Source organism: Rhodococcus sp. NPDC056506 (assembly GCF_042794945.1).
Taxonomy (GTDB): domain Bacteria; phylum Actinomycetota; class Actinomycetes; order Mycobacteriales; family Mycobacteriaceae; genus Rhodococcus_F.
Genome location: NZ_JBHTSW010000023.1, coordinates 16,141 through 41,614, shown reverse-complemented (window position 1 = coordinate 41,614; position 25,474 = coordinate 16,141). Strand labels below are relative to the sequence as shown.

The 25,474-nt window shown below is 64.2% G+C and carries 25 protein-coding genes; 23 read left to right on the top strand and 2 right to left on the bottom strand.

The window, feature by feature from the left end:
* The first annotated feature begins 44 nt into the window (after positions 1 to 44).
* Genes aroC through aroQ form a run of 4 tightly spaced genes read left to right on the top strand, consistent with a single transcriptional unit; the run spans position 45 to position 3,315 of the window.
* Entirely contained in the window at positions 45 to 1,232 is a 1,188-nt protein-coding gene (gene aroC / locus ACFQ6H_RS18745; RefSeq protein ID WP_003944974.1) for a chorismate synthase, read from the top strand.
* A gap of 13 nt (positions 1,233 to 1,245) precedes the next feature.
* Entirely contained in the window at positions 1,246 to 1,755 is a 510-nt protein-coding gene (locus tag ACFQ6H_RS18740; RefSeq protein ID WP_230815531.1) for a shikimate kinase, read from the top strand.
* Positions 1,756 to 1,780: 25 nt separating this feature from the next.
* Positions 1,781 to 2,890, top strand: coding sequence for a 3-dehydroquinate synthase (gene aroB / locus ACFQ6H_RS18735; protein WP_283304619.1), 1,110 nt, complete (start codon positions 1,781 to 1,783; stop codon positions 2,888 to 2,890).
* A complete protein-coding gene (gene aroQ / locus ACFQ6H_RS18730) occupies positions 2,887 to 3,315 on the top strand; it encodes a type II 3-dehydroquinate dehydratase (protein WP_378445938.1) in 429 nt (142 codons plus the stop codon). The genes aroB and aroQ overlap by 4 nt, the downstream gene beginning before the upstream one ends.
* 87 nt (positions 3,316 to 3,402) lie before the next feature.
* On the opposite strand, the gene ACFQ6H_RS18725 is transcribed toward aroQ, so the two are convergent.
* Positions 3,403 to 4,011, bottom strand: a complete 609-nt coding sequence (locus ACFQ6H_RS18725; protein ID WP_230815534.1) for a B-4DMT family transporter — start codon at positions 4,009 to 4,011, stop codon at positions 3,403 to 3,405.
* A gap of 111 nt (positions 4,012 to 4,122) precedes the next feature.
* Here ACFQ6H_RS18725 and ACFQ6H_RS18720 point away from each other — a divergent pair, with 111 nt between their 5' ends.
* From ACFQ6H_RS18720 to ACFQ6H_RS18630, 19 genes are all read left to right on the top strand, one after another.
* A complete protein-coding gene (locus ACFQ6H_RS18720; protein ID WP_378647826.1) occupies positions 4,123 to 5,217 on the top strand; it encodes a M24 family metallopeptidase in 1,095 nt (364 codons plus the stop codon).
* A gap of 34 nt (positions 5,218 to 5,251) precedes the next feature.
* A complete protein-coding gene (gene efp / locus ACFQ6H_RS18715) occupies positions 5,252 to 5,815 on the top strand; it encodes an elongation factor P (protein WP_230815536.1) in 564 nt (187 codons plus the stop codon).
* Positions 5,816 to 6,313 (top strand): transcription antitermination factor NusB, encoded by a 498-nt coding sequence (nusB, locus tag ACFQ6H_RS18710; protein ID WP_214886555.1) that lies wholly within the window; start codon positions 5,816 to 5,818, stop codon positions 6,311 to 6,313. It abuts the gene before it with no gap.
* A gap of 206 nt (positions 6,314 to 6,519) precedes the next feature.
* On the top strand, positions 6,520 to 7,161 hold the full coding sequence (pyrR, locus tag ACFQ6H_RS18705) for a bifunctional pyr operon transcriptional regulator/uracil phosphoribosyltransferase PyrR (protein WP_230815537.1): 642 nt from the start codon (positions 6,520 to 6,522) through the stop codon (positions 7,159 to 7,161).
* Positions 7,158 to 8,102 carry an aspartate carbamoyltransferase catalytic subunit gene (locus ACFQ6H_RS18700; protein ID WP_378647824.1) on the top strand — a complete coding sequence of 315 codons (945 nt, stop codon included), beginning with the start codon at positions 7,158 to 7,160 and terminating at the stop codon, positions 8,100 to 8,102. Before pyrR ends, ACFQ6H_RS18700 begins: the two co-directional genes overlap by 4 nt.
* A gap of 26 nt (positions 8,103 to 8,128) precedes the next feature.
* Positions 8,129 to 9,436 carry a dihydroorotase gene (locus ACFQ6H_RS18695; RefSeq protein WP_378647822.1) on the top strand — a complete coding sequence of 436 codons (1,308 nt, stop codon included), beginning with the start codon at positions 8,129 to 8,131 and terminating at the stop codon, positions 9,434 to 9,436.
* Positions 9,437 to 9,442: 6 nt separating this feature from the next.
* On the top strand, positions 9,443 to 10,009 hold the full coding sequence (locus ACFQ6H_RS18690; RefSeq protein WP_003944773.1) for a transporter: 567 nt from the start codon (positions 9,443 to 9,445) through the stop codon (positions 10,007 to 10,009).
* Positions 10,006 to 11,181: a glutamine-hydrolyzing carbamoyl-phosphate synthase small subunit gene (gene carA, locus ACFQ6H_RS18685; RefSeq protein WP_378533164.1), complete on the top strand. Its 1,176-nt coding sequence runs from the start codon at positions 10,006 to 10,008 to the stop codon at positions 11,179 to 11,181. The genes ACFQ6H_RS18690 and carA overlap by 4 nt, the downstream gene beginning before the upstream one ends.
* Positions 11,181 to 14,537, top strand: a complete 3,357-nt coding sequence (gene carB / locus ACFQ6H_RS18680; protein ID WP_378647820.1) for a carbamoyl-phosphate synthase large subunit — start codon at positions 11,181 to 11,183, stop codon at positions 14,535 to 14,537. The genes carA and carB overlap by 1 nt, the downstream gene beginning before the upstream one ends.
* Positions 14,534 to 15,355, top strand: coding sequence for an orotidine-5'-phosphate decarboxylase (gene pyrF, locus ACFQ6H_RS18675; protein ID WP_378445944.1), 822 nt, complete (start codon positions 14,534 to 14,536; stop codon positions 15,353 to 15,355). The genes carB and pyrF overlap by 4 nt, the downstream gene beginning before the upstream one ends.
* Positions 15,356 to 15,412: 57 nt before the next feature.
* Complete coding sequence (locus ACFQ6H_RS18670) at positions 15,413 to 16,612, top strand: glycosyltransferase 87 family protein (RefSeq protein WP_378647818.1); 1,200 nt, start codon at positions 15,413 to 15,415, stop codon at positions 16,610 to 16,612.
* Between the two features lie 369 nt (positions 16,613 to 16,981).
* Positions 16,982 to 17,302, top strand: a complete 321-nt coding sequence (gene mihF, locus ACFQ6H_RS18665; protein ID WP_003944825.1) for an integration host factor, actinobacterial type — start codon at positions 16,982 to 16,984, stop codon at positions 17,300 to 17,302.
* A gap of 33 nt (positions 17,303 to 17,335) precedes the next feature.
* Entirely contained in the window at positions 17,336 to 17,935 is a 600-nt protein-coding gene (gmk, locus tag ACFQ6H_RS18660; protein WP_378647816.1) for a guanylate kinase, read from the top strand.
* A 98-nt stretch (positions 17,936 to 18,033) separates the two neighbouring features.
* Positions 18,034 to 18,333, top strand: coding sequence for a DNA-directed RNA polymerase subunit omega (gene rpoZ, locus ACFQ6H_RS18655; RefSeq protein ID WP_003944996.1), 300 nt, complete (start codon positions 18,034 to 18,036; stop codon positions 18,331 to 18,333).
* Positions 18,330 to 19,628, top strand: a complete 1,299-nt coding sequence (gene coaBC, locus ACFQ6H_RS18650; RefSeq protein WP_378647814.1) for a bifunctional phosphopantothenoylcysteine decarboxylase/phosphopantothenate--cysteine ligase CoaBC — start codon at positions 18,330 to 18,332, stop codon at positions 19,626 to 19,628. Before rpoZ ends, coaBC begins: the two co-directional genes overlap by 4 nt.
* Positions 19,629 to 19,816: 188 nt before the next feature.
* Positions 19,817 to 21,031, top strand: a complete 1,215-nt coding sequence (metK, locus tag ACFQ6H_RS18645; protein ID WP_003944827.1) for a methionine adenosyltransferase — start codon at positions 19,817 to 19,819, stop codon at positions 21,029 to 21,031.
* Positions 21,032 to 21,056: 25 nt separating this feature from the next.
* Positions 21,057 to 23,075 carry a primosomal protein N' gene (locus ACFQ6H_RS18640; protein WP_378647812.1) on the top strand — a complete coding sequence of 673 codons (2,019 nt, stop codon included), beginning with the start codon at positions 21,057 to 21,059 and terminating at the stop codon, positions 23,073 to 23,075.
* A 190-nt stretch (positions 23,076 to 23,265) separates the two neighbouring features.
* Positions 23,266 to 23,934 (top strand): PadR family transcriptional regulator, encoded by a 669-nt coding sequence (locus ACFQ6H_RS18635; RefSeq protein WP_378647893.1) that lies wholly within the window; start codon positions 23,266 to 23,268, stop codon positions 23,932 to 23,934.
* Between the two features lie 94 nt (positions 23,935 to 24,028).
* Positions 24,029 to 25,048, top strand: a complete 1,020-nt coding sequence (locus tag ACFQ6H_RS18630) for an esterase/lipase family protein (RefSeq protein WP_378647810.1) — start codon at positions 24,029 to 24,031, stop codon at positions 25,046 to 25,048.
* 27 nt (positions 25,049 to 25,075) lie between these two features.
* Here the strand turns inward: ACFQ6H_RS18630 and ACFQ6H_RS18625 are convergent, their stop codons facing one another.
* Positions 25,076 to 25,282, bottom strand: a complete 207-nt coding sequence (locus tag ACFQ6H_RS18625; protein WP_003944900.1) for a hypothetical protein — start codon at positions 25,280 to 25,282, stop codon at positions 25,076 to 25,078.
* Positions 25,283 to 25,474: the final 192 nt, after the last annotated feature.

Below are 25,474 nucleotides of genomic sequence, written 5' to 3'. Positions count from 1 at the left end.
GCCACTGTGACAACTGAGGTCTGCGACGTGGAAAGATGGTCGGCGTGCTGCGTTGGATAACTGCCGGAGAATCCCATGGTCCCGCCCTCGTCGCGATGCTCGAGGGCATGGTTGCGGGGGTCGAAGTGACCTCTGAGGCCATCTCGTCCGAACTTGCCCGTCGTCGACTCGGTTACGGCCGTGGCGCGCGGATGAAGTTCGAGGCCGACAAGGTCACCATCATCGGCGGTGTCCGCCACGGATTTACGCTCGGTGGCCCCGTGGCCATCGAAATCGGCAACACCGAGTGGCCCAAGTGGGAAACCATCATGTCCGCCGACCCGGTCGACCCGGACCTGCTTGCCGATCAGGCTCGCAATGCCCCGCTGACGCGCCCGCGTCCCGGTCACGCCGATTACAGCGGCATGCTCAAGTACGGCTTCAACGACGCGCGTCCCGTCCTCGAGCGCGCCAGCGCTCGCGAGACCGCAGCTCGGGTAGCCGCCGGAACCGTCGCACGGTCGTTCCTGCGTCAGGTATTCGGTGCCGAGGTCGTCTCACACGTCATTTCCATCGGTGCTTCCGAGCCTTACGTCGGTCCCGTGCCGGAGGGCAAGGATCTGGACGCGATCGACGCGAGCCCGGTCCGCGCATTCGACAAGGCCGCCGAAGAGTCGATGATCGCCGAAATCGAATCAGCCAAGAAGGACGGCGACACCCTCGGCGGCGTCGTCGAGGTCGTCATCCACGGCCTGCCGGTCGGACTCGGCACTTTCGTCAGTGGCGCCGAGCGCCTTGATTCGCGACTTGCCGCTGCCCTCATGGGAATTCAGGCCATCAAGGGTGTCGAGGTCGGTGACGGTTTCGAAACCGCGCGTCGTCGTGGCAGCGAGGCTCACGACGAAATCCGTCCGGGCCCGGACGGCATCGTGCGCTCCACTAACCGCGCAGGCGGTATCGAAGGCGGCATGACCAACGGTGAGGCTCTGCGAGTTCGCGCCGCGATGAAGCCGATCTCGACGGTTCCGCGCGCTCTGGCGACGGTCGACATGGAGAGCGGCGAAGAGGCCGTGGCCATCCACCAGCGCAGTGACGTGTGCGCGGTTCCGGCCGCCGGCGTCGTCGCCGAGTCGATGGTTGCACTTGTCGTCGCTCAGGCCGCACTCGAAAAGTTCGGTGGTGATTCCATTGCTGAAACCACTGCCAACTACCGTCGTTACGCCGAGGGCATCGCAGCCCGACCGCCTCGATAGGACTCACGTATCGATGAAGCCGAAGGCTGTACTCATCGGTCCGCCCGGCGCCGGCAAATCGACCATCGGTCGACGCCTTGCGCAGGCCCTCGAACTCGAATTGGTCGATACAGACGCCGAGATCGAACGGACCACGGGTAGGACCATCCCGGAGATCTTCACCCACGACGGAGAGCCTCGGTTTCGTGAGATCGAGGAAGCGGTGGTCCGCGACGCGTTGCAGGCGACCGACGGAATCGTCTCGCTCGGCGGTGGTGCGATCCTCTCTGATCGCACCCGCGAGTTGCTTCAGGGACACACGGTCATCTACCTGGAGATCAGTGTCGCCGAAGGGCTTCGCCGCACGGGGGCGAACAATCATCGTCCGCTGCTGGCCGGTGGAGATCCCAAGGTCAAGTACCAGGAGCTGATGAGGCGCCGTCGTCCGCTGTACCGGCGTTCGGCCACGATTCGGATTCGGACCGACGGCCGCAGTCCGGCGCGTGTCGTCGGGCAATTGGTGTCGAAACTTCAAGACAAATGAACAACCGGAGCGGAGTAGTGGAGCAGTGACCGAACCCGTACGTGTAGAGGTGAAGACCGCAAGTCCCTACCCGGTCGTGATCGGCCGCGGCCTGCTCGGTGATCTTGTTGCCGAGTTCGACGGCGCGCGCACTGTCGCGATCTTCCATCAGCCGCCGCTCGCAGAGACCGCGGAGGCAGTACGGGCTGCGTTGGCGGAGAAGGGAATCGACGCTCACCGTATCGAAATTCCCGACGCCGAGGACGGTAAGGATCTTGCCGTCGCCGGCTTCTGCTGGGACGTGCTCGGCCGGATCGGTCTGACTCGCAGCGACGCGATCATGAGCTTGGGTGGGGGAGCGGCGACCGACCTCACCGGCTTCGTGGCAGCCACCTGGATGCGCGGCGTCAAGGTTGTTCACGTGCCGACCACGTTGCTCGCGATGGTCGACGCAGCGGTGGGCGGCAAAACCGGTATCAACACCGAAGCGGGCAAGAACCTCGTCGGTTCGTTCCACGAACCCGGAGCGGTGTTCATCGATCTCGCGACGCTCGAGACGGTGCCGCACAACGAGATCGTTGCCGGCATGGCCGAGGTCATCAAGACCGGATTCATCGCCGACCCGGTGATCTTGGACCTGATCGAAGCCGATCCCAAGGCGGCTCTCGATCCGTCGGGAACTGTTCTGCCCGAGCTGATTCGGCGCTCCGTCGAGGTCAAGGCCAAGGTCGTGGCCGCGGATCTGCGCGAGTCGGACCTGCGCGAAATCCTGAACTACGGCCACACACTCGGCCACGCGATCGAACGTCGTGAGCGGTACAAGTGGCGCCACGGTGCCGCTGTCTCCGTCGGCCTGGTCTTCGCAGCCGAACTCGGACGGCTCGCCGGTCGACTCGACGACGCCACCGCGGATCGTCACAAGTCGATCCTCGACCTCGTCGGCCTGCCGACGTCGTACGACGGTGACGCGTTCGGTGACCTGCTGAAGGGCATGCAGACCGACAAGAAGAACCGTGCCGGGCTGCTTCGTTTCGTGGTCCTCGACGGACTGGCCAAGCCGGGCCGTCTCGAAGGGCCGGATCCGAGCTTGTTGGTCGCGGCGTACTCCGCGATTGCCCGCGATCCGAGGCCGGCCGGCGGAACGGTCCTGTTGTGAGGATCAATGTCGTCAACGGACCCAATCTGGGGCGTCTGGGTAAGCGTCAGCCCGAGGTCTACGGGGCGACCACACACGATGATCTGATCGAATTGTGTGTCGCGGCGGGCAAGGATCTCGGCGTCGAGGTGACCGTTCGTCAGAGCGATCACGAAGGTGATCTGCTCGGTTGGATCCACGACGCAGCCGACGCGGGGGAGCCGGTGATTCTCAACGCCGGTGGCTTGACGCACACGTCGGTGGTCCTGCGCGATGCGTGTGCCGAACTGACCGCCGGACTGGTCGAGGTGCACATTTCGAATGTTCATGCGCGGGAAGAGTTTCGGCACCATTCCTACCTGAGCCCGATCGCAACCGGTGTGATCGTCGGACTCGGCGTCGCCGCGTATCCGCTGGCGATCAGGTTCCTCGCCGAGCGGGGCTGACCGAAGCGAAGTCGAAAGTACAGCCACACGAATGCGGCCCCGAGGAAAAGTTCCTCGGGGCCGCATTCGGTTGTGTAGACGGTGGCGTTACTGCTCGCGCTTGCCCAGATCGATCGCCGGGAAGACCGCGGTATCGGCGTCGGATTCCTCGACGGACATGGCGGCTCCGCTGTATGCGTGCTGCTCGGTGGGGGAGTCGTAGCCCTCGCTGACAGGCACTGGTTCGCGATGACGCTCGTGGGTCGGGGTCTGCGGAGCTGTTCCGTTCTTGCGCTGTTCACGGCTGACGAAGAAGCGTCCGACGGTGATGGCGACCATGGCGGGGACGAAGATGAGAAGGATCGTGAACGCCGCACCAGAGGTCACCTCGAAGAACAAGCCCTGCTGGGTCAGTTCGAGGGAGGGGACCAGGCTGAGTGCCCAGCTGGCAGCGCCGGCGACGAATCCGCCGACGAGTGCAGCCTTGAGCCACAGCATAGTCAGATCGGCGCCGTCTTCGGGTTCGGGGAAGTCTCGGCGGTCACGAATGCCGTCGATACCACCCCAGATCGCGGCGAAGACGATGACGATCAACAGGGACAGCCAGCGCAGGGTGGACCCCTGAAGTGGCCACTGTGCGATTGCTGCACCGAGCAACGCACGAAACACAACATGTATCAGGGCCATGCCGAGGCCACGTACCAACCACGCATTCATGGGTACAGCCTAACTAGAACCCATTTCACCTTGTGGCCTAACCCACACTTATTGCTGTAACCGTGAGTTTCGAGTTGATCGGCAGGTCTGCGCGGGCGGTAGGTTCGAGGGATGCCGGTCGACTTCAGAACACGCCGTGAATCCCTCAGACGCCTCCTCGCGGAGCGCGAACTCGACGCGATTCTCGTCACAGATCTTCTCAACATCAGATACCTCACCGGATTCACCGGTTCGAATGCGGCGCTCGTCGTCAGTGCGTCCGATTCAGCGTCCGACGAATGTGCGACGGTGATCTGCACCGACGGTCGTTACGTGACGCAGGTGGCGGAGCAGGTGCCGGACCTTCGTGCCGAAATCGCCCGTTCGAGTGCTGCGCACTTGATCGAGACGTCCACGGTGCCCGTTCTCGCGTTCGAGTCTCATGTGGCGACATTCGCCGAACATCGGGCATGGACCGAGGCAGCGCCGAAGATCAGGTTCGAACCGGTGAGCGGACTTGTCGAACAATTGCGCATGGTCAAGGACGAGCACGAGGTGGAGTTGTTGCGCGCGGCGTGCACCGCAGCCGATGTCGCGTTGGCGCAGTTGATCGCTCGCGGTGGCCTGCGACCTGGCCGAACGGAACGAGAGGTCGGCCGCGAGCTGGAAAACCTGATGCTCGACAACGGCGCAGACGGTATTTCCTTCGAGACGATCGTGGCGGCCGGTGCCAACTCGGCAATTCCCCATCACCGGCCGACCGGCGCGATTCTTGCGTCGGGAGACTTCGTCAAACTCGACTTCGGAGCTCAGGTAGGCGGGTATCACTCGGACATGACCCGGACCTACGTGCTCGAGTCCGTTTCCGATTGGCAACGGGAGATTTACGAGCTCGTCGCGCGTTCGCAAGCTGCCGGTTGCGACGCCCTCGCTCCGGGTGTCGAATGCGCGGCAGTCGACGCCGCTGCCCGTGCGGTGATCGACGATGCAGGCTACGGCGAGTTGTTCCTGCATGGCCTCGGCCACGGTGTGGGCCTCGAAATCCACGAAGCACCGGGGATCGGCAAGCTCGGCACCGGTACACTTCTTTCCGGCGCGGCGGTGACCGTCGAGCCGGGCGTGTACTTCTCCGGGCGCGGAGGTGTACGGATCGAGGACACGCTCGTTGTTCGTGAGCAGGGGCCAGAGCTGCTCACACTGACCGCAAAAGACCTTACCGTCGTCTGAGACGGTTTCCCGACCCCTAGGAGACGCGAAGCAAGTGGCTTCCACCAGTGATTTCAAGAATGGTCTGGTTCTGCAGATCGAAGGCCAGCTGTGGACGATCATCGAGTTCCAGCACGTCAAGCCCGGCAAGGGCCCTGCCTTCGTGCGCACCAAGCTCAAGAACGTGCTCTCGGGCAAGGTAGTGGACAAGACGTTCAACGCCGGTGTGAAGGTCGAGACCGCCACGGTCGACCGTCGTGACATGACCTACCTGTACCACGATGGCAGCGACTACATCTTCATGGACGGCGACACCTACGACCAGGTGTCGATCAGCGAAGCCACCGTCGGCGACCAGTCGCGTTTCCTGCTCGAGAACATGGCAGTCCAGGTCGCGACCCATGAAGACGTCCCCCTCTTCGTTGAGCTTCCGGTCACCGTCGAGCTCGTCGTCAAGCACACCGATCCCGGCCTGCAGGGCGACCGCTCCACCGGCGGCACCAAGCCTGCCACCCTCGAGACCGGTGCCGAGATCAACGTCCCGCTCTTCATCAACACCGGTGACAAGCTCAAGGTCGATTCCCGTGACGGCAACTACCTCGGGCGTGTGAATTCCTGAGTGTCCGGCACACATAAGAAACTCGGTGCACGCCACAAGGCGCGCAAGCGTGCTGTCGACTTCCTCTTCGAAGCCGAAGCACGTGACCTCGATCCGGTCGCACTCGCATCGGAGCGTTCAGACCTGGCCGTCAAGGACGACGCGGTAGCGCCCGTCGCGGCCTACACCGTCACGTTGGTCTCCGGAGTTGCGGAGAACCTGGATCGCATCGATCAGGTCATCTCCTCGCATCTGCAGGATTGGACGCTCGAGCGTCTGCCTGCCGTGGACCGCGCGATTCTGCGTATCGCCGTGTGGGAGCTCTTCCACGCGACGGACGTTCCGCCGGTTGTCGCTGTGGACGAGGCTGTCGAACTCGCGAAGCAGCTTTCGACGGACGACTCTCCGGGATTCGTCAACGGAATCCTCGGGCAGGTCGTTCTCGTTGCGCCGCAGGTTCGATCGGCTGCAGCTGCGACATCTCAGCGCGCGCAGGAATCGGATTCGGGTACCGAGTAGCAAGTTTTGTTCCACCACCCGCCGTGCGAGTCGCGCGAGTGTCACAGTGCGAGTCGCACAGGTGTCACAGTGCGAGTTGTGTGTCTGCACACAACCGGTTCGAGTGACTGCTCGCACGGCGGGATCAGGTCTGTCGGCTGATAGGGTGGGGACCGTCAGACATCCTTTAACGATCCGTCCAGTGAGGCGGAGAAGGAGGTCGCTGCATGAGCGTGCCCGAAGGGTCTCGCCCATCCGATCTTGCAGGTCCAGATAACGCGAAGGCGCCCGCCGGTGCCGAGGCAAGTAGCGAGACCCGCGAATTGTTGTCCGCCCAGGATGTGGGCAGGACCATCGCGCGGATCGCTCACGAGATCATCGAGAAAACCGCACTCGACGGACCAGAGGGAACAGCCCCGCGTGTAGTCCTGATCGGTATCCCGACGCGCGGCACTACTCTCGCCACGCGACTGCGGGCCAAGATCGAAGAATTCTCCGGTGTGCGTCTTCCCATCGGATCTCTCGACATCACGCTCTACCGGGATGATCTCCGGAACAAGCCGCACCGCCCGCTCGAGCGAACGTCCGTCCCTGAAGGCGGCGTAGACAATGCGCTGGTCGTTCTCGTGGACGACGTCCTCTTCTCCGGTCGCACCGTGCGCTCCGCCCTCGATGCGTTGCGTGATCTCGGCCGCCCCCGTGCGGTGCAACTCGCCGTGTTGGTCGATCGCGGTCACCGTGAACTGCCGCTGCGCGCCGACTACGTCGGCAAGAACGTCCCGACTGCGAGGTCCGAGGACGTCAAGGTTCTCCTCCAGGAGCACGACGGCAGGGAAGCGGTAGTCATCTCCGGAGGTAAGAGCGCGTGAAGCACCTTCTTTCCATCGCGGACCTCAATCGTGAATCCGCGGTAGAACTTCTCGACGAGGCAGAACGGTTCGAGCAGGCGCTTCTGGGACGCGAGGTACGCAAACTCCCGACGCTGCGCGGACGCACGGTCATGACGGTGTTCTTCGAGAACTCGACGCGCACCCGGGTGTCTTTCGAGGTGGCGGGCAAGTGGATGAGTGCCGACGTCATCAACGTCAGCGCGTCCAGTTCCTCGGTGTCCAAGGGTGAATCCCTGCGCGATACGGCGATGACCTTGCGCGCGGCCGGTGCCGACGCACTCATCGTGCGCCACCCGGCGTCGGGCGCCGCCCATCAGATCGCCAAGTGGACCGGAGCGGCCGACGACGGTGGCCCGGCAGTCATCAACGCGGGTGACGGCACCCATGAGCATCCCACCCAGGCGCTTCTCGACGCTCTGACCCTCCGCCAGCGTCTCGGCGACATCGAGGGCAAGCGGATCGCCATCGTCGGCGACATTCTGCACAGTCGTGTGGCGCGCTCCAATGCGCTGCTGCTCTCGATGCTCGGCGCCGAGGTCGTACTTGTTGCCCCTCCGACGCTGCTGCCGGTCGGGGCGCACACGTGGCCGGTCACGGTCTCGCATTCACTCGACGCCGAACTACCCGGCCTCGACGCGGTGCTGATGCTCCGTGTTCAGGCCGAGCGCATGAACGGCGGCTTCTTCCCGTCGCAGCGCGAGTACTCGATCAACTACGGCCTGTCCGAGAAGCGATTGGCGATGCTGGCCGATCATGCGGTGGTTTTGCACCCCGGTCCGATGCTGCGCGGCATGGAGATCGCATCCGCCGTCGCCGATTCCTCGAAAGCTGCTGTACTGCAACAGGTTACCAACGGTGTGCACATGCGCATGGCTGTCTTGTTCCGACTTCTGGTCGGGTCAGAGGACGGTGCGCTGTGACGAGAAACGAGAACGGAGAATCACCCGTGAGTGTCCTGCTCCGCGGAGTCCTGATCTACGGAGAAGGGGAGCCCACCGACGTACTCGTCGGCGAGGGCACCATCCTCGAGATCGGCGTGAACCTCGATTCGGCCACGGCGTCCGAGGTGATCGACGCCGGCGGGCAGATCCTGCTTCCCGGCTTCGTGGACCTGCACACACATCTGCGTGAGCCGGGTCGCGAGGATACCGAGACCATCGAAACCGGCAGCTCGGCAGCCGCTCTGGGTGGATACACCGCGGTCTTCGCGATGGCCAACACAAGCCCTGTCGCCGATTCAGTGGTCATCACCGATCATGTCTGGCGACGCGGGCAGGAAGTCGGCCTCGTCGACGTCCACCCCGTCGGCGCTGTCACAGCGGGCCTGGAGGGCAAGCAACTCGCCGAGATGGCGACCATGGCCGCCGGCGTCGGCAAGGTCAAGATGTTCTCCGACGACGGTCACTGCGTCTACGACCCACTGATCATGCGTCGCGCGCTCGAATACTCCAGCTCGCTGGGCGTTCTGATCGCGCAGCACGCCGAAGAGCCGCGCCTGACGGTCGGTGCGGTCGCCCACGAGGGTCCTACCGCTGCACGTCTCGGCCTGGCCGGGTGGCCGCGAGCAGCCGAAGAATCGATCGTGGCCCGCGACGCACTGCTCGCCCGCGACGCCGGTGCCCGCGTTCACATCTGCCACGCATCCACCGCCGGAACCGTCGAACTCGTGAAGTGGGCTCGCAGCCAAGGGATTTCGATCACCGCCGAGGTCACGCCGCATCACCTGCTCCTCGACGATTCACGTCTCGAGACGTACGACGCGATCAACAAGGTCAACCCTCCTTTGCGTGAGGCCAGCGATGTTGCTGCCCTGCGCAAGGGACTGGCCGAGGGCATCATCGACTGCGTCGCGACCGACCATGCTCCGCACGCCGAGCAGGACAAGTGCTGCGAATTCGCAGCTGCTCGCCCCGGAATGCTCGGCCTCGAGACAGCGCTCTCGATCATCGTGCAGACGATGGTCCAGCCTGGCCTGCTGGACTGGCGCGGTGTTGCCCGGGTTATGAGTGAGCGCCCCGCGGCAATTGTGGGCCTCGATGATCAGGGCCGCCCGATCGAGGTGGGGGAGCCCGCCAACCTGACATTGGTCGATCCTTCGGCCGAGTGGACGGTCCACGGCCCCGACCTGGCGAGTGTCGCGCATAACACTCCGTACGAGTCGATGACATTGCCCGCTCGGGTCACGACCACACTGTTACGTGGCCGCATCACCGCACACGACGGGAATGTGCGGCTGCGGAGTAGCGAGGAGTAGCGCGTCATGGACAGAGCACTGTGGATCATCGGTCTGGCGATCTTCTGGGTCGCGATGATCGGCCTGATGTACGTCGGCTGGCGTGGACGCGCTCGACGCCAGAAAGACAAGATCGGCGAGTTGCCGACGGTACCGGCAACTCTGGGTGAACTGCTCGTCCTGCCGACCACCGGCCTGTACGTCGGCAGCACCATTGCGCCCAGCTGGCAGGACCGCATCGCCGTCGGCGACCTCGGTTTCCGCGCCACCTGCGAGATCAGCCGCTACAGCGGCGGAATTCTCGTCGAGCGTGACGGTGCGTCGGCGATCTGGATCCCGGAGAAGTCGATCCGCGCGATCCGCACGGAGAACGGTCTCGCCGGCAAGGTCATGAGCAAGGACGGCGTCCTGGTGATTCGTTGGGAATTGCCGAGCGGAACCGAGATCGACACGGGCGTGCGCGGTGACGACAAGACGGTTTATCCGGACTGGGTCAAGCCGGTAACTGCTTCGAACAAGACTGCTTCGAACAAGACGAATGACAATGAAGACGCAAGCTCTGGCGACATCGAGCAGAACGGAAAGAACGCATGAGCGGCTTTGACAACAGCCCCGCAGTACTGGTCCTCGAAGACGGACGGGTGTTCCGCGGAACCACCTTCGGTGCGGTTGGACAGACCCTGGGCGAAGCGGTGTTCAGCACCGGAATGACCGGCTACCAGGAAACGCTCACCGACCCCAGCTACCACCGCCAGATCGTGGTCTCCACTGCGCCGCAGATCGGCAACACCGGCTGGAACGACGAGGACGACGAGTCTGTCGGACCGACCGGCGACAGTTCCGGAGCGAAGATCTGGGTTGCCGGCTACGTGGTCCGCGATCCTTCTCGGGTTACTTCGAGCTGGCGTGCAACGGGCTCGCTGCAGGCCAAGCTGGAAGAGCAGGGAATTGTCGGAATCGCCGGGATCGATACTCGCGCCCTGGTGCGCCACCTGCGCACCCGCGGCTCGATGAAGGCCGGTGTCTTCTCGGGTGAGGCAATTGCCGCCGATGACGAGTTGGTCCGACGGGTTCAGGATCAGCCGACCATGCTCGGCGCCGATCTTGCCGGTGAGGTCAGTACCACCAGTGGCTACGTCGTCGAGCCGAAGGGCGGGGAGGCGCTGTACACCGTTGCCGCCATCGACCTCGGTATCAAGACCAACACCCCGCGCATGTTCGCCGAGCGTGGCATCCGCGTGCACGTGTTGCCGTCGAACGCGAGCCTCGAGCAGATTCTCGACCTGAAGGCAGACGGAGTGTTCCTCTCCAACGGTCCGGGCGACCCGGCCACCGCGGACGGCGCCGTCCACCTCACCAAAGAGGTCATCGGGCAGGGCTTGCCGCTGTTCGGTATCTGCTTCGGCAACCAGATCCTGGGCCGCGCCCTCGGCCTGAGCACGTACAAGATGAAGTTCGGCCACCGCGGCATCAACATCCCGGTGATCGAGCATCAGACGGGTCGCATCGCGATCACCGCGCAGAACCACGGCTTCGCGCTCGAAGGCGAAGCCGGTCAGGAATTCGACACACCGTTCGGTCGCGCCGTGGTCAGCCACACCTGCGCAAACGACGGAGCCGTCGAAGGTGTTCGCCTGCTGGACGATTCGGCCTTCTCGGTGCAGTACCACCCGGAAGCCGCAGCCGGACCGCACGACGCTGCGTATCTCTTCGACCGCTTCACCAGCCTGCTCTCCGCACGGAAAGAAACCGGAGTCAAGAACTAATGCCACGCCGTACAGATCTCAAGCACATCCTGGTAATCGGCTCCGGTCCGATCGTCATCGGTCAGGCCTGCGAGTTCGACTACTCGGGCACCCAGGCCTGCCGCGTCCTCCAGGAGGAGGGCCTGCGCGTCAGCCTGGTCAACTCCAACCCCGCCACCATCATGACGGACCCCGAGTTCGCCGACGCCACGTACGTCGAGCCGATCACGGCCGAGTTCCTCGAGAAGGTCATCGCCAAGGAAGCCTTGCAGGGCAACAAGATCGACGCCGTCCTCGCGACGCTCGGCGGTCAGACTGCTCTCAACGCCGCCGTGGCGCTGCACGAGCAGGGAATCCTCGAGAAGTACGACGTCGAACTGATCGGCGCCGATTTCGACGCCATCCAGCGCGGCGAGGATCGCCAGAAGTTCAAGGACATCGTCGCCAAGGTCGGTGGCGAATCCGCGAAGTCCGCGGTTTGCTACACGATGGACGAAGTACATGCCACGGTCGCAGAACTCGGTTACCCGGTTGTCGTGCGCCCGTCCTTCACAATGGGCGGCCTCGGTTCCGGCATGGCGTACGACGTCGACGATCTCAACCGGATCGCCGGTGGCGGTCTGGCTGCCTCGCCGACGGCGAACGTCCTCATCGAGGAATCCATCCTCGGTTGGAAGGAATACGAACTCGAACTCATGCGTGACAGTCGCGACAACGTCGTGATCGTCTGCTCCATCGAGAACGTCGACCCCGTCGGTGTCCACACCGGTGACAGCGTGACGGTCGCCCCGGCGATGACGCTGACGGACCGCGAGTACCAGGCGATGCGCGACCTCTCCATCGACATCCTGCGTGAGGTGGGCGTCGACACCGGCGGCTGCAACATCCAGTTCGCGATGGACCCGGCCGACGGCCGCCTGGTTGTCATCGAGATGAACCCGCGCGTATCCCGCTCGTCGGCTCTGGCGTCCAAGGCGACCGGCTACCCGATCGCGAAGATGGCCGCCAAGCTGGCCATCGGCTACACGCTCGACGAGATCGTCAACGACATCACCAAGGAAACCCCGGCCTGCTTCGAGCCGACACTCGACTACGTCGTCGTCAAGGCTCCGCGGTTCGCTTTCGAGAAGTTCCCGGGTGCCGACGGAACGCTGACCACCACGATGAAGTCGGTGGGTGAGGCCATGAGCATCGGCCGCAACTTCACCGAGGCTTTCGGCAAGGTCATGCGTTCGCTCGAGACCAAGCGTGCGGGTTACTGGACCGGCGCCGACATCGAGACGGAGAGCCTGGACGCACTGCTCGCCGATCTGAGCGTTCCGCAGGACGGCCGCATGTACGGCATCGAGAAGGCATTCGCGCTCGGCGCAACTGTCGAGCAGCTCTTCGACGCCACCAAGATCGATCCGTGGTTCCTCGACCAGTTCCAGCAGATTCACGAGCTCGGTGAAAAGCTGCGCGCTGCAGAGTCTTTCGACGAGGCTTCCCTGCGTCAGGCCAAGTACCACGGCATCTCGGACCGCCAGATCGCGGCTCTGCGCCCCGAACTCGGTGGTGACACTCACGCAGGTGAGGACGCCGTTCGCGCTCTGCGTGATCAGCTGGGCGTGCGCCCCGTCTACAAGACCGTCGACACCTGCGCCGCAGAGTTCGAGGCCAAGACGCCGTACCACTACTCGACCTACGAGCTCGACCCCAACGCCGAGTCCGAAGTTGCTCCGCAGACCGAACGACCCAAGGTTCTGATCCTCGGATCCGGCCCCAACCGCATCGGTCAGGGCATCGAGTTCGACTACTCGTGTGTCCACGCGGCGCAGACGCTGTCCGAAGCCGGGTACGAGACCGTCATGGTCAACTGCAACCCCGAGACCGTCTCGACGGACTACGACACCGCTGATCGCCTGTACTTCGAGCCGCTCACGTTCGAGGACGTCTTCGAGGTCTACCGCGCGGAGGCGCAGTCGGGCACCGTTGCCGGCGTCATCGTTCAGCTCGGCGGCCAGACCCCGCTCGGATTGGCGAAGCGTCTCGAAGCTGCCGGTGTCCCTATCGTGGGAACGAGCCCCGCAGCCATCGACCTGGCCGAGGACCGCGGCGAATTCGGTCGCGTGCTGACCGAAGCCGGTCTGCCCGCACCGAAGTTCGGCACCGCCACCACGTTCGACGGCGCCCGCGAGATCGCAGCCGGCATCGGCTACCCGGTGCTGGTGCGTCCGTCGTACGTGCTCGGTGGACGCGGCATGGAGATCGTGTACGACGAGGCTTCCCTCGCCGACTACATCTCGCGCGCCACGGAGATCTCCGACGACCGCCCGGTTCTGGTCGACCGCTTCCTCGAAGACGCAGTCGAGATCGACGTCGACGCACTGTGCGACGGCACCGAGGTGTACCTCGGCGGCGTCATGGAGCACATCGAGGAAGCCGGCATTCACTCCGGCGACTCGGCGTGTGCGCTCCCGCCCATCACCCTGGGCCGGGCGGATCTCGAAAACGTCCGCCGTTCCACCGAGGCTCTCGCGAAGGGCATCGGCGTCAAGGGCCTGCTCAACGTCCAGTACGCCCTCAAGGACGACATCCTCTACGTGCTGGAAGCGAACCCCCGCGCCAGCCGCACGGTTCCGTTCGTGTCCAAGGCGACCGCCGTGCAGCTGGCCAAGGCATGTGCCCGCGTGATGCTCGGCGAATCCATCGCCGATCTGCGCGCAAGCGGCATCCTGCCGGCGACCGGCGACGGTGGAAACACCCCGGCCGGTGCACCGATCGCGGTCAAGGAAGCTGTGTTGCCGTTCAACCGCTTCCGCCGCGCCGACGGTACCGGCGTGGATACCTTGCTCAGCCCGGAGATGAAGTCCACCGGTGAGGTCATGGGAATCGACTTCGACTTCGGTACGGCTTTTGCCAAGTCGCAGACCGCTGCCTACGGATCGTTGCCCACCACGGGCGCGGTGTTCGTCTCGGTCGCCAACAAGGACAAGCGTTCGCTGATCTTCCCGGTCAAGCGCCTGGCAGATCTCGGATTCACCATCCTTGCTACCGAGGGAACCGCAGATGTGTTGCGGCGCAACGGTATCGAGTGCAAGCAGGTCTACAAGCAGTCGGGTGAGGATGTTCCGGCCGGTGCCGAGACCATCGTCGACCAGATCCGCAGCGGTGAAGTCGCCATGGTCATCAACACGCCGTACGGCAACAACGGCCCGCGCGTCGACGGCTACGAGATCCGAAGCGCAGCAGTCGCGTCGAACATTCCGTGCATCACGACGGTCCAGGGCGCCTCGGCGGCCGTGCAGGGCATCGAAGCGGCCATCCGCGGCGACATCGGAGTTCACTCGCTGCAGGAACTGCACGCAGGTCTTCGTCAGCCGGCACAGCAGTCGTGAGTCACAGTTGGGGGCATCGTCTCCGGTCCGCGATCGCGGACCGGGGGCGGCTGTGCGTCGGCATTGACCCGCATCCCGCGCTTCTCGACGCGTGGGGACTGCCACGCACGGCTGAAGGCCTCGAGACTTTCGCCGAGATCTGCGTCGAGGCGTTCACCGGTGAGGTGGGGCTCGTCAAACCTCAGGTTGCGTTTTTCGAGGCGTACGGCAGCGCCGGATTCGCCGTCTTGGAGCGGACCATTTCGGTCCTTCGCGATGCGGGAACGCTTGTCGTCGCGGACGCCAAGCGTGGTGACATCGGGTCGACCATGGACGCGTACGCGCAAGCCTGGTTGGGCGATTCGCCGTTGACCTCCGACTCGGTCACCGTCTCGCCGTACCTGGGGTTCGGCGCGCTGGCTCCCACACTCGAACTGGCAAGGCAGAACGCACGCGGGATCTTCGTGCTGGCACGAACGTCCAATCCCGAGGGTGGCGTCCTTCAACAGTCGTCGGCCGACGGTGTGAGTGTGGCTCAGTCGATCGTCAACGCTGCGGTCGACGCGAACGCAGACGGCCGCGACACCGTCGGACTCGTGGTCGGTGCCACTCGGGACCACGGACTTGACCTATCCGACTTCAACGGCCCGATTCTCGCTCCGGGGCTCGGCGCGCAGGGCGCGACGGCAGCGGATCTCGCAGACATCTTCGCGGGATCGACGGAACTCCTGCTGCCGAACACTTCCCGTGGAGTGCTCCAGCATGGTCCTTCGGTATCGGCACTTCGGGAGGCAGCAATGCGTGACCGGGACGAGATCGAAGCCGCATTGGCGAACTGATCCGTGAGTGACCTCGAGGCTCGTTCGAGCGGTGGAACCCGGTGGTACCGTCCGTCGGTGAATCGTTGGTGGCGGATCGGACTTCTCATCGCGGCGTGTGCGCTGCTGGCCACCGGGTTCCAAGCCGTCACCGGCGTACACGGCGACGATCTCGCCGTGTACCGGACGGCGGGCCAAGCCGTCCTCGACGGCTCGAACCTGTACGACGAGTCGTTCAACGCGAGATTGCCGTTCACGTATCCGCCCTTCGCTGCGCTCGTCGCCGTTCCGGTCGCCCTGGGTTCCTGGGGTGCGGTCCAGTGGGGATGGAGTTTTGTCAGCCTCCTGATGCTGGCCGCGATCATCGTGCTCAGCTATCGCGAAGTCCCGTTCACACGTCGGCGGCCCGTCGTCGTCTACGTGGGTTTCCTGGTCCTGTGGACTGTGGCATCGCCGATCTCCGATCACCTTGGGTACGGGCAGGTCGGATTGTTCCTGACGCTCCTGTGCCTGGTCGACGTGCTGGCTCGGCCACGGTGGATTCCCGAGGGTGTGCTGGTGGGGATCGCCGGGGCGGTCAAACTGGTGCCACTCGTCTACATCGGCTACTACGTGATCACCGGGCGTTGGAAAGCAGTTGCGGGCGGACTCGCCGGCTTCCTGGGCGCCACGGCGCTCGGCTTTGCCGTTCTCCCGCGCCAGACGATCGACTACTTCGGTGACATCGCCTCACTCTCGGGGCGCGTCGCGGTCGGTGACCCGTCCGTGTTCGGCAACCAATCCGTGCGTGGGATGGCCTTGCGGCTACTTCCCGAGGGCCTGGTGGGTCCCGCATGGCTCTTCGCCTGTGCAGTGTTGGGTGTCCTCGGAATCGTCGCAACGCGGCGTGCTCAGCGCCTGCGGGGTGATCTCGCCGGTTTCACGGTGGTGGCTCTGCTGGCGGCGATCGTGACGCCCATTGCCTGGACCCACCATTTCGTGTGGTTGGTGCCTGCGGTGGGCGTGCTGCTGGTGCCGATCAAGTCGGGCATGGGGGAGGGCACTCGATCGGTGCCCGTGTGGTCCTGGATAGCGATCGCCCTCACCGCTGCCGTCGTGCTGTTTCGGCTTCCTCGCGTCGGCGCGGACATGGATGTCCCGGTCTTCGGCTTCGTTCTGGAGAATTCATTGCTCTGGGCGAGTCTCGCGGTGGTTCTCGCTCTGGCTGCCCCCGGCGTGAGCCGCACCGAACCCGAGACGGTCGACGCCGACGATCCGAAATCGTCGCTGCAGACCTGAAAACAGGCCGCGACACGCGCATAGGCGCCGAAAATGCTCGAAAATTTTGAATGTGTCAGCGACCACGTTCATTCCCGCAGGTAACGATTTCGCACACATGCACGGGGCTGTCGTGCCGCAATTATCGAAATACTTTGTGTTACAGTCTATTTCGGTACTGTACGCACGTTCATGTTGCGCCGAATCCGTCTCGATCTCACCGAAAATGGCGACGATCCGTGACATCGATTCGTCGCGCATAACCCACCGCGATCCGCATCGGACCGCGGGGGGTGGGTTAGCAATTCGCGCCAGGCGTGAGTACGGTCGCTATCGCTGCTGGTTATCAGCGGAATAGACAAAATTTGCACACGACGAGACGGAGGAACCGTGGCCCTTCCCCAGTTGACTGATGAGCAGCGCGCTGCTGCTTTGGAGAAGGCAGCTGCTGCCCGCAAGGCCAGGGCTGAGCTCAAGGAGCGCCTGAAGCGTGGCGGCACCGACCTCAAGCAGGTCCTCAAGGACGCCGAAGACAACGAAATCTTGGGCAAGATGAAGGTTTCGGCACTGCTCGAGGCACTGCCCAAGGTGGGCAAGGTCAAGGCTCAGGAGATCATGACCGAGCTGGAGATTGCACCGACCCGTCGCCTTCGTGGCCTCGGTGATCGGCAGCGCAAGGCTCTGCTCACCAAGTTCGACTTCGAGGCCTGAGCCGACAAGTGATTGCTGACGCAACAGTGTCTGATGATTGCTGACGCAACAGTGTCAGAGAGCAAGACCGCAGTGCGGAGGGGTCGGCTGGTTGTACTGGCCGGCCCTTCGGCTGTCGGTAAGTCCAGCGTCGTTCGCGAGCTGAGAACTCGGGTGCCCGAACTTGTCTTCAGTGTTTCGGCGACCACTCGCGATCCCCGTCCGGGTGAAGTGGACGGCAAGGACTACCGATTTACCTCCCGCGAAGAATTTCAACGGATGATCGACTCCGGTGAACTTCTCGAATGGGCGGAAATCCACGGCGGCCTGCAGCGCTCCGGCACTCCCGCAGTTCCGATCGAAGAAGCACTCGAAGCTGGAAAGCCCGTTCTCGTCGAGGTCGATCTCGCCGGAGCACGAGCTGTCCGGAAGGCGATGCCCGAAGCTTTGTTGGTGTTCATGGCACCACCGAGTTGGGACGTTCTGGTGCAACGGCTGACCGGACGGGGCACCGAAACGGAAGACGTCGTGGCGCGCCGACTCGAGACGGCTCGAGTGGAATTGGCCGCACAGGACGAGTTCGACACGGTCATCGTGAACGAGGATGTAAGCCGTGCTTGCGATGAGTTGGTATCCTTGTTGGTCGGGAACTGATTCCGCAACCTTCGGAAACCGATTTCCGCCCCGTTTCTCAGATATCCGGAACGATAAATCTAGTTCTTCAACGAAGATCTAATTCAGGAGACACAAGAGTGAGCAGCACTTCAGCCGCGTCCGCAGCAGGTCAGGGCGCTCTGCCTGCCTACGACACCCCGCTCGGCATCACCAACCCGCCGATCGACGAGTTGCTCGAACGCACCTCTTCCAAGTACGCCCTGGTCATCTACTCGGCCAAGCGTGCGCGCCAGATCAACGACTACTACAACCAGCTCGGTGACGGCATCCTCGAATACGTCGGACCCCTGGTCGAGCCCGGTCTGCAGGAAAAGCCGCTGTCCATCGCGTTGCGTGAAATCCACGCTGATCTCCTCGAGCACACCGAAGGCGAGTGAGCACCACGTCTGCCGCACCCGAACCTCGTTCGGGTGTCGGGGGAGTGTCCGACGCACCCACATCGATACGTAAGCGCATCGTCGTCGGTGTCGGTGGGGGTATCGCCGCGTACAAAGCGTGCTCGATCATCCGCAGCTTCACCGAGAGTGGTCATCACGTCCGCGTGATTCCGACCGAATCCGCTCTGGAGTTCGTCGGCCGCGCCACGTTCGAAGCACTCTCCGGTAACCCGGTTCACACCGGCGTCTTCAACGACGTCCCGCAGGTTCCGCATGTCCGTCTCGGGCAGGAAGCCGACCTGGTCGTCATCGCGCCGGCTACAGCTGATCTGATGGCGCGAGCCGTCATGGGCCGCGCAGACGACCTGTTGACGGCCACTTTGCTGACCGCTCGCTGTCCGGTCGTCTTCGCCCCCGCAATGCACACCGAGATGTGGGAACACCCCGCAACGGTGTCCAATGTCGCGACACTGCGCTCGCGCGGCGTCCACGTGATCGAACCTGCCTCCGGGCGTTTGACCGGTAAAGACACCGGAGCGGGGCGACTTCCCGAGCCTGACGAAATCGTCGGTTTGGCGTCGTTGCTCCTCGAGCGCTCGGATGCATTGCCGCGAGACCTGGAAGGTCGCCGCATTCTGGTCACCGCCGGCGGTACTCGCGAGCCCCTTGATCCCGTGCGTTTTCTCGGTAATCGCAGCTCGGGCAAACAGGGATACGCACTCGCCCGTCTGGCCGCACAACGCGGCGCGCACGTCACACTGATCGCCGGCTACACGGCCGATCTCGCCGACCCTGCTGCCGTCGACGTCGTGCACATCAAGACGGCCGAAGATCTCCGACTGGCAGTGGAGAAGCACGCGCCCGGACACGACGGGGTCGTCATGGCTGCGGCTGTCGCGGACTTCCGCCCCACCACCGTCGAAGGCAGCAAGATCAAGAAGGGCGCAAACGAACCCGACTCGATCAGCCTCACTCGGAATGCCGACATACTCGCCGGCCTCGTCGAAGCGCGTCGTGACGGCGATCTGGATGCTCGAACGGTCATCGTCGGATTCGCCGCAGAGACAGGTGACGCTCACGGTGACGTCCTCAGTTACGCCCGTTCCAAGCTTGCCCGCAAAGGCTGCGACCTCCTCGTCGTCAATGCTGTCGGCGAGGGCAAGGCATTCGAGGTCGATCACAACGACGGTTGGCTGCTCGGTTCGGACAGTTCGGAGTCCGCTCTCGAGCACGGATCCAAGGCCCTGATGGCCAGCCGAGTGCTCGACGCCCTGGTCAAGCTCTTCCCCGAGTAGCGACACGCGCCCGGTGGTGAGAGTTACCCCACGATAATCGGGTGAGTGCAAGGGTGTTGCGCAGGCGGTCCAACCGTTATCGTCGGCTCAGCCCCCAGCTAACAAAGCATGACAAAACGGTCACCGAACGGTGATTCGGATACTTCAATAAGCTGTAGTCAAGAACTCAGTCGTCGAGAGGGAGATCTGTGAGCAAGTCCGGCAGTCGGCTATTCACCAGCGAGTCCGTCACCGAGGGGCACCCGGACAAGATCTGTGACGCGATCAGCGACTCGATCCTCGACGCGCTGCTCACCCAGGACCCGCGCGCTCGCGTGGCCGTCGAGACGCTGGTCACCACCGGCCAGGTTCACGTAGCCGGCGAGGTCACCACCACTGCGTACGCGGATATCCCGAAGATCGTGCGCGACACGGTCCTCGAGATCGGCTACGACAGCTCCGCAAAGGGCTTCGACGGAAACTCGTGCGGCGTGAACGTCGCGATCGGCGCCCAGTCGCCCGAGATCGCGCAGGGTGTCGATCACTCGCACGAGGCTCGCGTCGACGGAATCAGTGACGACGAGATCGACCGTCAGGGTGCAGGCGACCAGGGCCTGATGTTCGGCTACGCCACCACCGACACCCCGGAACTGATGCCGCTGCCCATCGCGCTGGCGCATCGTCTGTCTCGCCGGTTGACCGAGGTCCGCAAGTCCGGCGTGCTGCCGTACCTGCGCCCGGACGGCAAGACCCAGGTCACCATCGAGTACGACGGCGACAAGGCCGTCCGTCTCGACACCGTGGTCATCTCCACCCAGCATGCAGCGGACATCGATCTCGACAACCTGCTGACGCCGGACCTTCGTGAGAAGGTACTCCACTCGGTGCTGACCGACGTGAACCTCACCGACCTGGACACCTCCGACGTTCGTCTGTTGGTCAACCCGACGGGCAAGTTCGTCCTCGGTGGTCCGATGGGTGACGCCGGTTTGACCGGTCGCAAGATCATCGTCGACACGTACGGCGGAATGGCTCGTCACGGCGGCGGCGCGTTCTCCGGCAAGGACCCGTCAAAGGTCGACCGCAGCGCTGCCTACGCCATGCGCTGGGTGGCCAAGAACGCTGTTGCCGCAGGTCTGGCCGACCGCATCGAGGTTCAGGTCGCCTACGCCATCGGCAAGGCAGCTCCGGTCGGGCTCTTCGTCGAAACCTTCGGCACCGAGAAGACCGATCCGGCACGGATCCAGAAGGCGATCACCGAGATCTTCGACCTGCGTCCGGGAGCGATCATTCGCGACCTCGACCTGCTGCGCCCGATCTACGCGCAGACGGCGGCATATGGTCACTTCGGTCGCACCGACATCGACCTTCCGTGGGAGAGCACCGATCGTGCCGACAAGCTGCGTAGCGCAGCTGGTCTCTGATCACTGACGTACAGACGGGGCGCGGGTGGGCGCGGAAAGAGTAGCGGCAGAAGTCGATCCGGTCGCCCGGGTGCTGCCGATGCTCCCGCTCGCTCACCTCGACCGTGAATTCGACTACCTCGTTCCTCGTGAACTCGAAGCGGATGCGCAGCCCGGAGTCCGGGTGCGTATCCGCTTCGCTGGTCGGTTGGTGGACGGCTTCATCGTCTCGCGCGAGGCAACCAGTGACCACCAGGGGAAGTTCGGCTGGCTCGAACGCGTCATCTCGTCCGAGCGGGTCCTGACGGCCGAAATCGCGCAGGTAGTCGACCGCGTGGCCGAACGCTACGCCGGAACCCGTGCCGATGTTCTCCGCTTGGCGGTACCGCCGCGCCACGCGAAGGTCGAAGCCGAAGTGTGGGAGCCTGCCGAGCCGCCGTCCGCGCCGGAACCGATCGAAAATGGTTGGCATCTCTACAGATTCGGTGACGCATTCCTGACCGCGATTCGCGAATCGAAGAGTCCGCGCGCAGTCTGGCAGGCGTTGCCCGGCGAAAACTGGCCGTTGCGTCTGGCCGAACTCGCCGGCGCTGTAGCGGCAAGCGGGAAATCCGCGATTCTGGTTGTGCCCGACCAACGCGACCTGGACCGCGTCGTCGCCGCATGCACCGAACTCTCCGGAGCTGATGCAGTGGTGGGTCTGTCCGCGGGACTGGGACCGGCCATGCGATACCGAAAGTGGCTCGCTGCACTGCGCGGGACCGCCCGGATCGTCGTCGGCACGCGGAGCGCTGTTTTCGCGCCGACCCCCGAGACCGGTCTGGTTGTCGTCTGGGACGACGGCGACGACAATCTCTCCGAGCCGCGGTCGCCGTATCCGCATGCCCGCGAAGTTGCCGTCCTGCGTGGCTACGTCGCCGGGTGCACGGTTGTGATCGGCGGGTTCTCACGAACGGCAGAAGCCCAAGTCCTTGTCGATTCGGGGTGGGCGCATGATCTCGTCGCCACGCGGGACGTCGTTCGGGCCCACGCACCCAAGATCACGGCGCTGGCCGACAGCGATCAAGCCTTGGCCCGCGATCCAGGAGCAAGAGCGGCTCGTTTGCCCGCCATTGCATTCGCGGCTGCCCGGCGCGCCCTGGGCGAGGGCAACGGAGTCCTGGTGCAGGTACCGCGCCGGGGGTACGTACCGACCTTGGCCTGCGGAAAGTGCCGTGCCCCGGCACGGTGCCGTCGGTGCAACGGCCCATTGGCGCTTCCCGCTGCGGCTGGTCCGGACGGCGCCGGGACGCCGGCGTGCCGCTGGTGCGGGGTTGCCGATGCCGCCTACCGTTGTCATGCGTGCGGCGCGAAAGCACTGCGCGCAGTGGTTGTCGGCGCCGGCCGCACTGCAGAAGAGCTCGGGCGCGCGTTTCCCGGAGTGAAAGTCGTGCTGTCCGGGGGCGGTGACGTGGTCAAGGAACTGCCGCACGGGCCCGCGTTGGTGGTTTCGACGGTCGGTGCGGAGCCGGTGATGACGGGCGGCTACGGCGCCGCGCTTCTGCTCGACGGTTGGGCGTTGCTCGGCCGGCCGGACCTGCGCGCCGCCGAGGAAACGCTCAGACGCTGGATGTCGGCTGCTGCCATGGTGATTCCGCTGTCCGAAGGCGGGGAAGTTGTGGTTGTCGCGGACTCGGGTATCCCGACGGTGCAGGCGTTGGTCCGGTGGGATCCGGTGGGGCACGCACAGTCTCAATTCGAGGAGCGAGACGAGGTCGGCTTTCCTCCGGCCGTGCACATGGCTGCGATCGACGGTGGATCCGCGGCGATCGCGGAGCTGGTGGAGTCGGCTGAGCTACCGGCGAGTGCTGTGCTGCTCGGCCCGGTGGAATTGCCTGCGGGGGAGCGGCTTCCGTATTCCGGCGAGGACGAGAGTGGTGTCGCGCCGGAGCGAATGCTGGTCCGCGTCCCACGTAAGGACGGTCGCGGCCTTGCGGATGCTCTGGCACATGCGCGTGCCGCGCGTAGTGCGCGGAAGTCTTCGGGTCCGGTCCGCATTCAGATCGATCCGCGCCGCATCGGCTGAGTCTCGCATTGGCAGGTGGGTCCTTACGCGTACCGGAAATCTTGCGCAACCCAGTATGGCGATATATCGTCGAACTATCAACGATAGTGATGGAGGTTTGACGATGGATGCAAGTTTCCCGAACGAGGGGATGTTCGGCCGTCGAGGCTTTTTCGGCGCTTTCGGACGTGAGCAGCGGCCGCCCTTTGCGATGTGGGTGCCGACGGACGACGGCACGCCGGATGACGGTCCCCGCGATCACGACGGAGGGCGTCGTGGTCGACCGCACGAGCGTCCGGGCTTCGGCGACATGCCACGCAGAGGCCACCGACGAGGACGGTTCGGTCCCGACGGCGGACCCGGCCCCGGCTTCGGTCCGGGCGCACAGTTCGGTCGCGGGCGAGGACGTGGTGGCCGCGGTCGTCGCGGAGACGTGCGCGCCGCGATTCTGCTCTTGATCGCCGAAGAACCGATGCACGGCTACGAATTGATTCAACAGATCGTCGAGCGCAGCGGCGGCGTCTGGAAGCCGAGTCCGGGCTCCATCTATCCCGCCCTGTCCCAGCTCGAGGACGAAGGTCTGGTGATCATCGACAAGGTCGCCGGTCGCAAGACCGCGAAGCTGACCGAAGAAGGGGTCGTGTACGTCGAGGAGCATCGCGCCGATCTCGGAGCGCCGTGGGATGACGTTCGTCTCAGTGTCGGAGAGCCGGAGCAGGACCTTCGTGAGCTGATCGGTCAGCTGATGGGCGCAGCCGGTCAAGTGGCCGCTGTAGGCACGCCCGCGCAGGTCAAGGCCGCAGCCGACGTGCTGGTCGAGGCACGCAAGTCTCTGTACCGAGTACTTGCCGGTGACGATGCCGGTGAAGGCGGCAATTGAGACGTCAGATACCTACTGTTCGGTAGGGTATGCGCCCCGAACTTTCTGGTGTTACGGTCAGCTCCCTCGTAGGATCAGAGCAGGAGCAGGAACAATGTCTGGCGTCAAACGGTCTGTGGGACTGACATTTTCGGTAGCGGTGGCGCTGCTGATCGGAGCACCGCCCGCGATATCGGCTGCCGCACCGGCGCTCCCGTCCGCGAGTGCCGACGCGATGGACGTTCCCCTCGACATCGGCCCAGGCCAGGTGTCCCGTTCCGTGGCCACCGCATTCGCGCATGCGCATCCCGGATCTGCCCCAGCCGGGTCGAACGATTTCGGATGTGCGCCCTCCGCAGCGCATCCCCGGCCGGTTGTGCTCGCCCACGGGACCGACACCGAGGCGTACGCGGATTGGGCGGCGCTGTCACCCGCACTCGCCGAGGACGGCTATTGCGTATTCGCCCTCAACTACGGCGGTGCGATCAAAGAAGAACGCGGGGACGTCGCACACGAGACGTACGGCGTCGGCGACATCGTCGGTAGTGCCGCCGCGTTCGGCTCCTTCGTCGATCAGGTACTGACTGCGACAGGCGCGGAGAAGGTCGACGTGATCGGCTACTCCCAAGGCGCGACGGTGACGCGGTACTACGTCAACAAGATGGGCGGGAACCAGTACGTCGACCATTGGGTCGGGTTGGCATCGCCGACGTACGGCGGTGTGATGTTCGGGTTGGTTCCGATCGTCCGCGCGATACCCGGCGGAGAAGACTTCGTCGAAGAAGTCTTCTCCCGAGCTGTCCGCGAGCAGATGCAGGGTTCCGATACGTTGAACGCCCTCAACGACGGTGGCGACACCGTGCCCGGTGTGCGCTACACGACAATCGGGTCGACTGTCGACGAGATGATCCAGCCGTCCTCGAACATCGCACTGCGCGACGCCGGTGCGGAGAACATCGTCCTCCAGGATCTGTGCCCGTCCAACCTGACCGGTCATTTCCGCATGCCGTACGACCCCTACGTGATCGACGTCATCCGGACGGTCCTCGACCCCGATGCCGAGCGGCACGCTTCGTGCAGCGCGGTGCCGCTCGGCACGGATATTCCGCAAGTGGTCATCGACGCCAATTCGTGAGCGTCGAGTTCACGTGGGTCGGAATCTCTACTCGGCGAGCTTGGCAGTGGCCTGTGCCCAGAGGAAGAACTTGTTGGTTCCGAGATCGCGGACGGTCTTGATGTTGAACGCTGCCTTCAAATGCTCTGCATCCGAATCGCTTACACCGTTGAGTGCCGCGACCGGGGCATCCGCCAATTCTTCGACGGACTTTCCTGCGTAGGCCTTGTCGAACTTACTGTCGATGCCTGCCATCTAAGTTCCTCCGTGTGATCGGTGTATCCCGTATCAGCCTTCGCCGAGTGGCGACGACAGAGACAGTCAATACCGACAACCGGTGAATCTGCAGGGTTCTGATCAAAGAAATTCTCGAGAAAGTGGTTCGGTGTGGCGCGAGGTAGGTCGCAGCTCGTGCAGTCCTTAGACTGAGAGTTCCATCCACCGACA

Bases quoted from the DNA above. Each gene is read 5' to 3' on its own strand.
- ACFQ6H_RS18740 (WP_230815531.1), top strand. From the start codon at position 1,246: ATGAAGCCGAAGGCTGTACTCATCGGTCCGCCCGGCGCCGGCAAATCG.
- ACFQ6H_RS18725 (WP_230815534.1), bottom strand. From the start codon at position 4,011: ATGAATGCGTGGTTGGTACGTGGCCTCGGCATGGCCCTGATACATGTT.
- ACFQ6H_RS18720 (WP_378647826.1), top strand. From the start codon at position 4,123: ATGCCGGTCGACTTCAGAACACGCCGTGAATCCCTCAGACGCCTCCTC.
- pyrR (WP_230815537.1), top strand. From the start codon at position 6,520: ATGAGCGTGCCCGAAGGGTCTCGCCCATCCGATCTTGCAGGTCCAGAT.
- ACFQ6H_RS18690 (WP_003944773.1), top strand. From the start codon at position 9,443: ATGGACAGAGCACTGTGGATCATCGGTCTGGCGATCTTCTGGGTCGCG.
- carA (WP_378533164.1), top strand. From the start codon at position 10,006: ATGAGCGGCTTTGACAACAGCCCCGCAGTACTGGTCCTCGAAGACGGA.
- carB (WP_378647820.1), top strand. From the start codon at position 11,181: ATGCCACGCCGTACAGATCTCAAGCACATCCTGGTAATCGGCTCCGGT.
- gmk (WP_378647816.1), top strand. From the start codon at position 17,336: ATGATTGCTGACGCAACAGTGTCAGAGAGCAAGACCGCAGTGCGGAGG.
- ACFQ6H_RS18635 (WP_378647893.1), top strand. From the start codon at position 23,266: ATGTGGGTGCCGACGGACGACGGCACGCCGGATGACGGTCCCCGCGAT.
- ACFQ6H_RS18630 (WP_378647810.1), top strand. From the start codon at position 24,029: ATGTCTGGCGTCAAACGGTCTGTGGGACTGACATTTTCGGTAGCGGTG.
- ACFQ6H_RS18625 (WP_003944900.1), bottom strand. From the start codon at position 25,282: ATGGCAGGCATCGACAGTAAGTTCGACAAGGCCTACGCAGGAAAGTCC.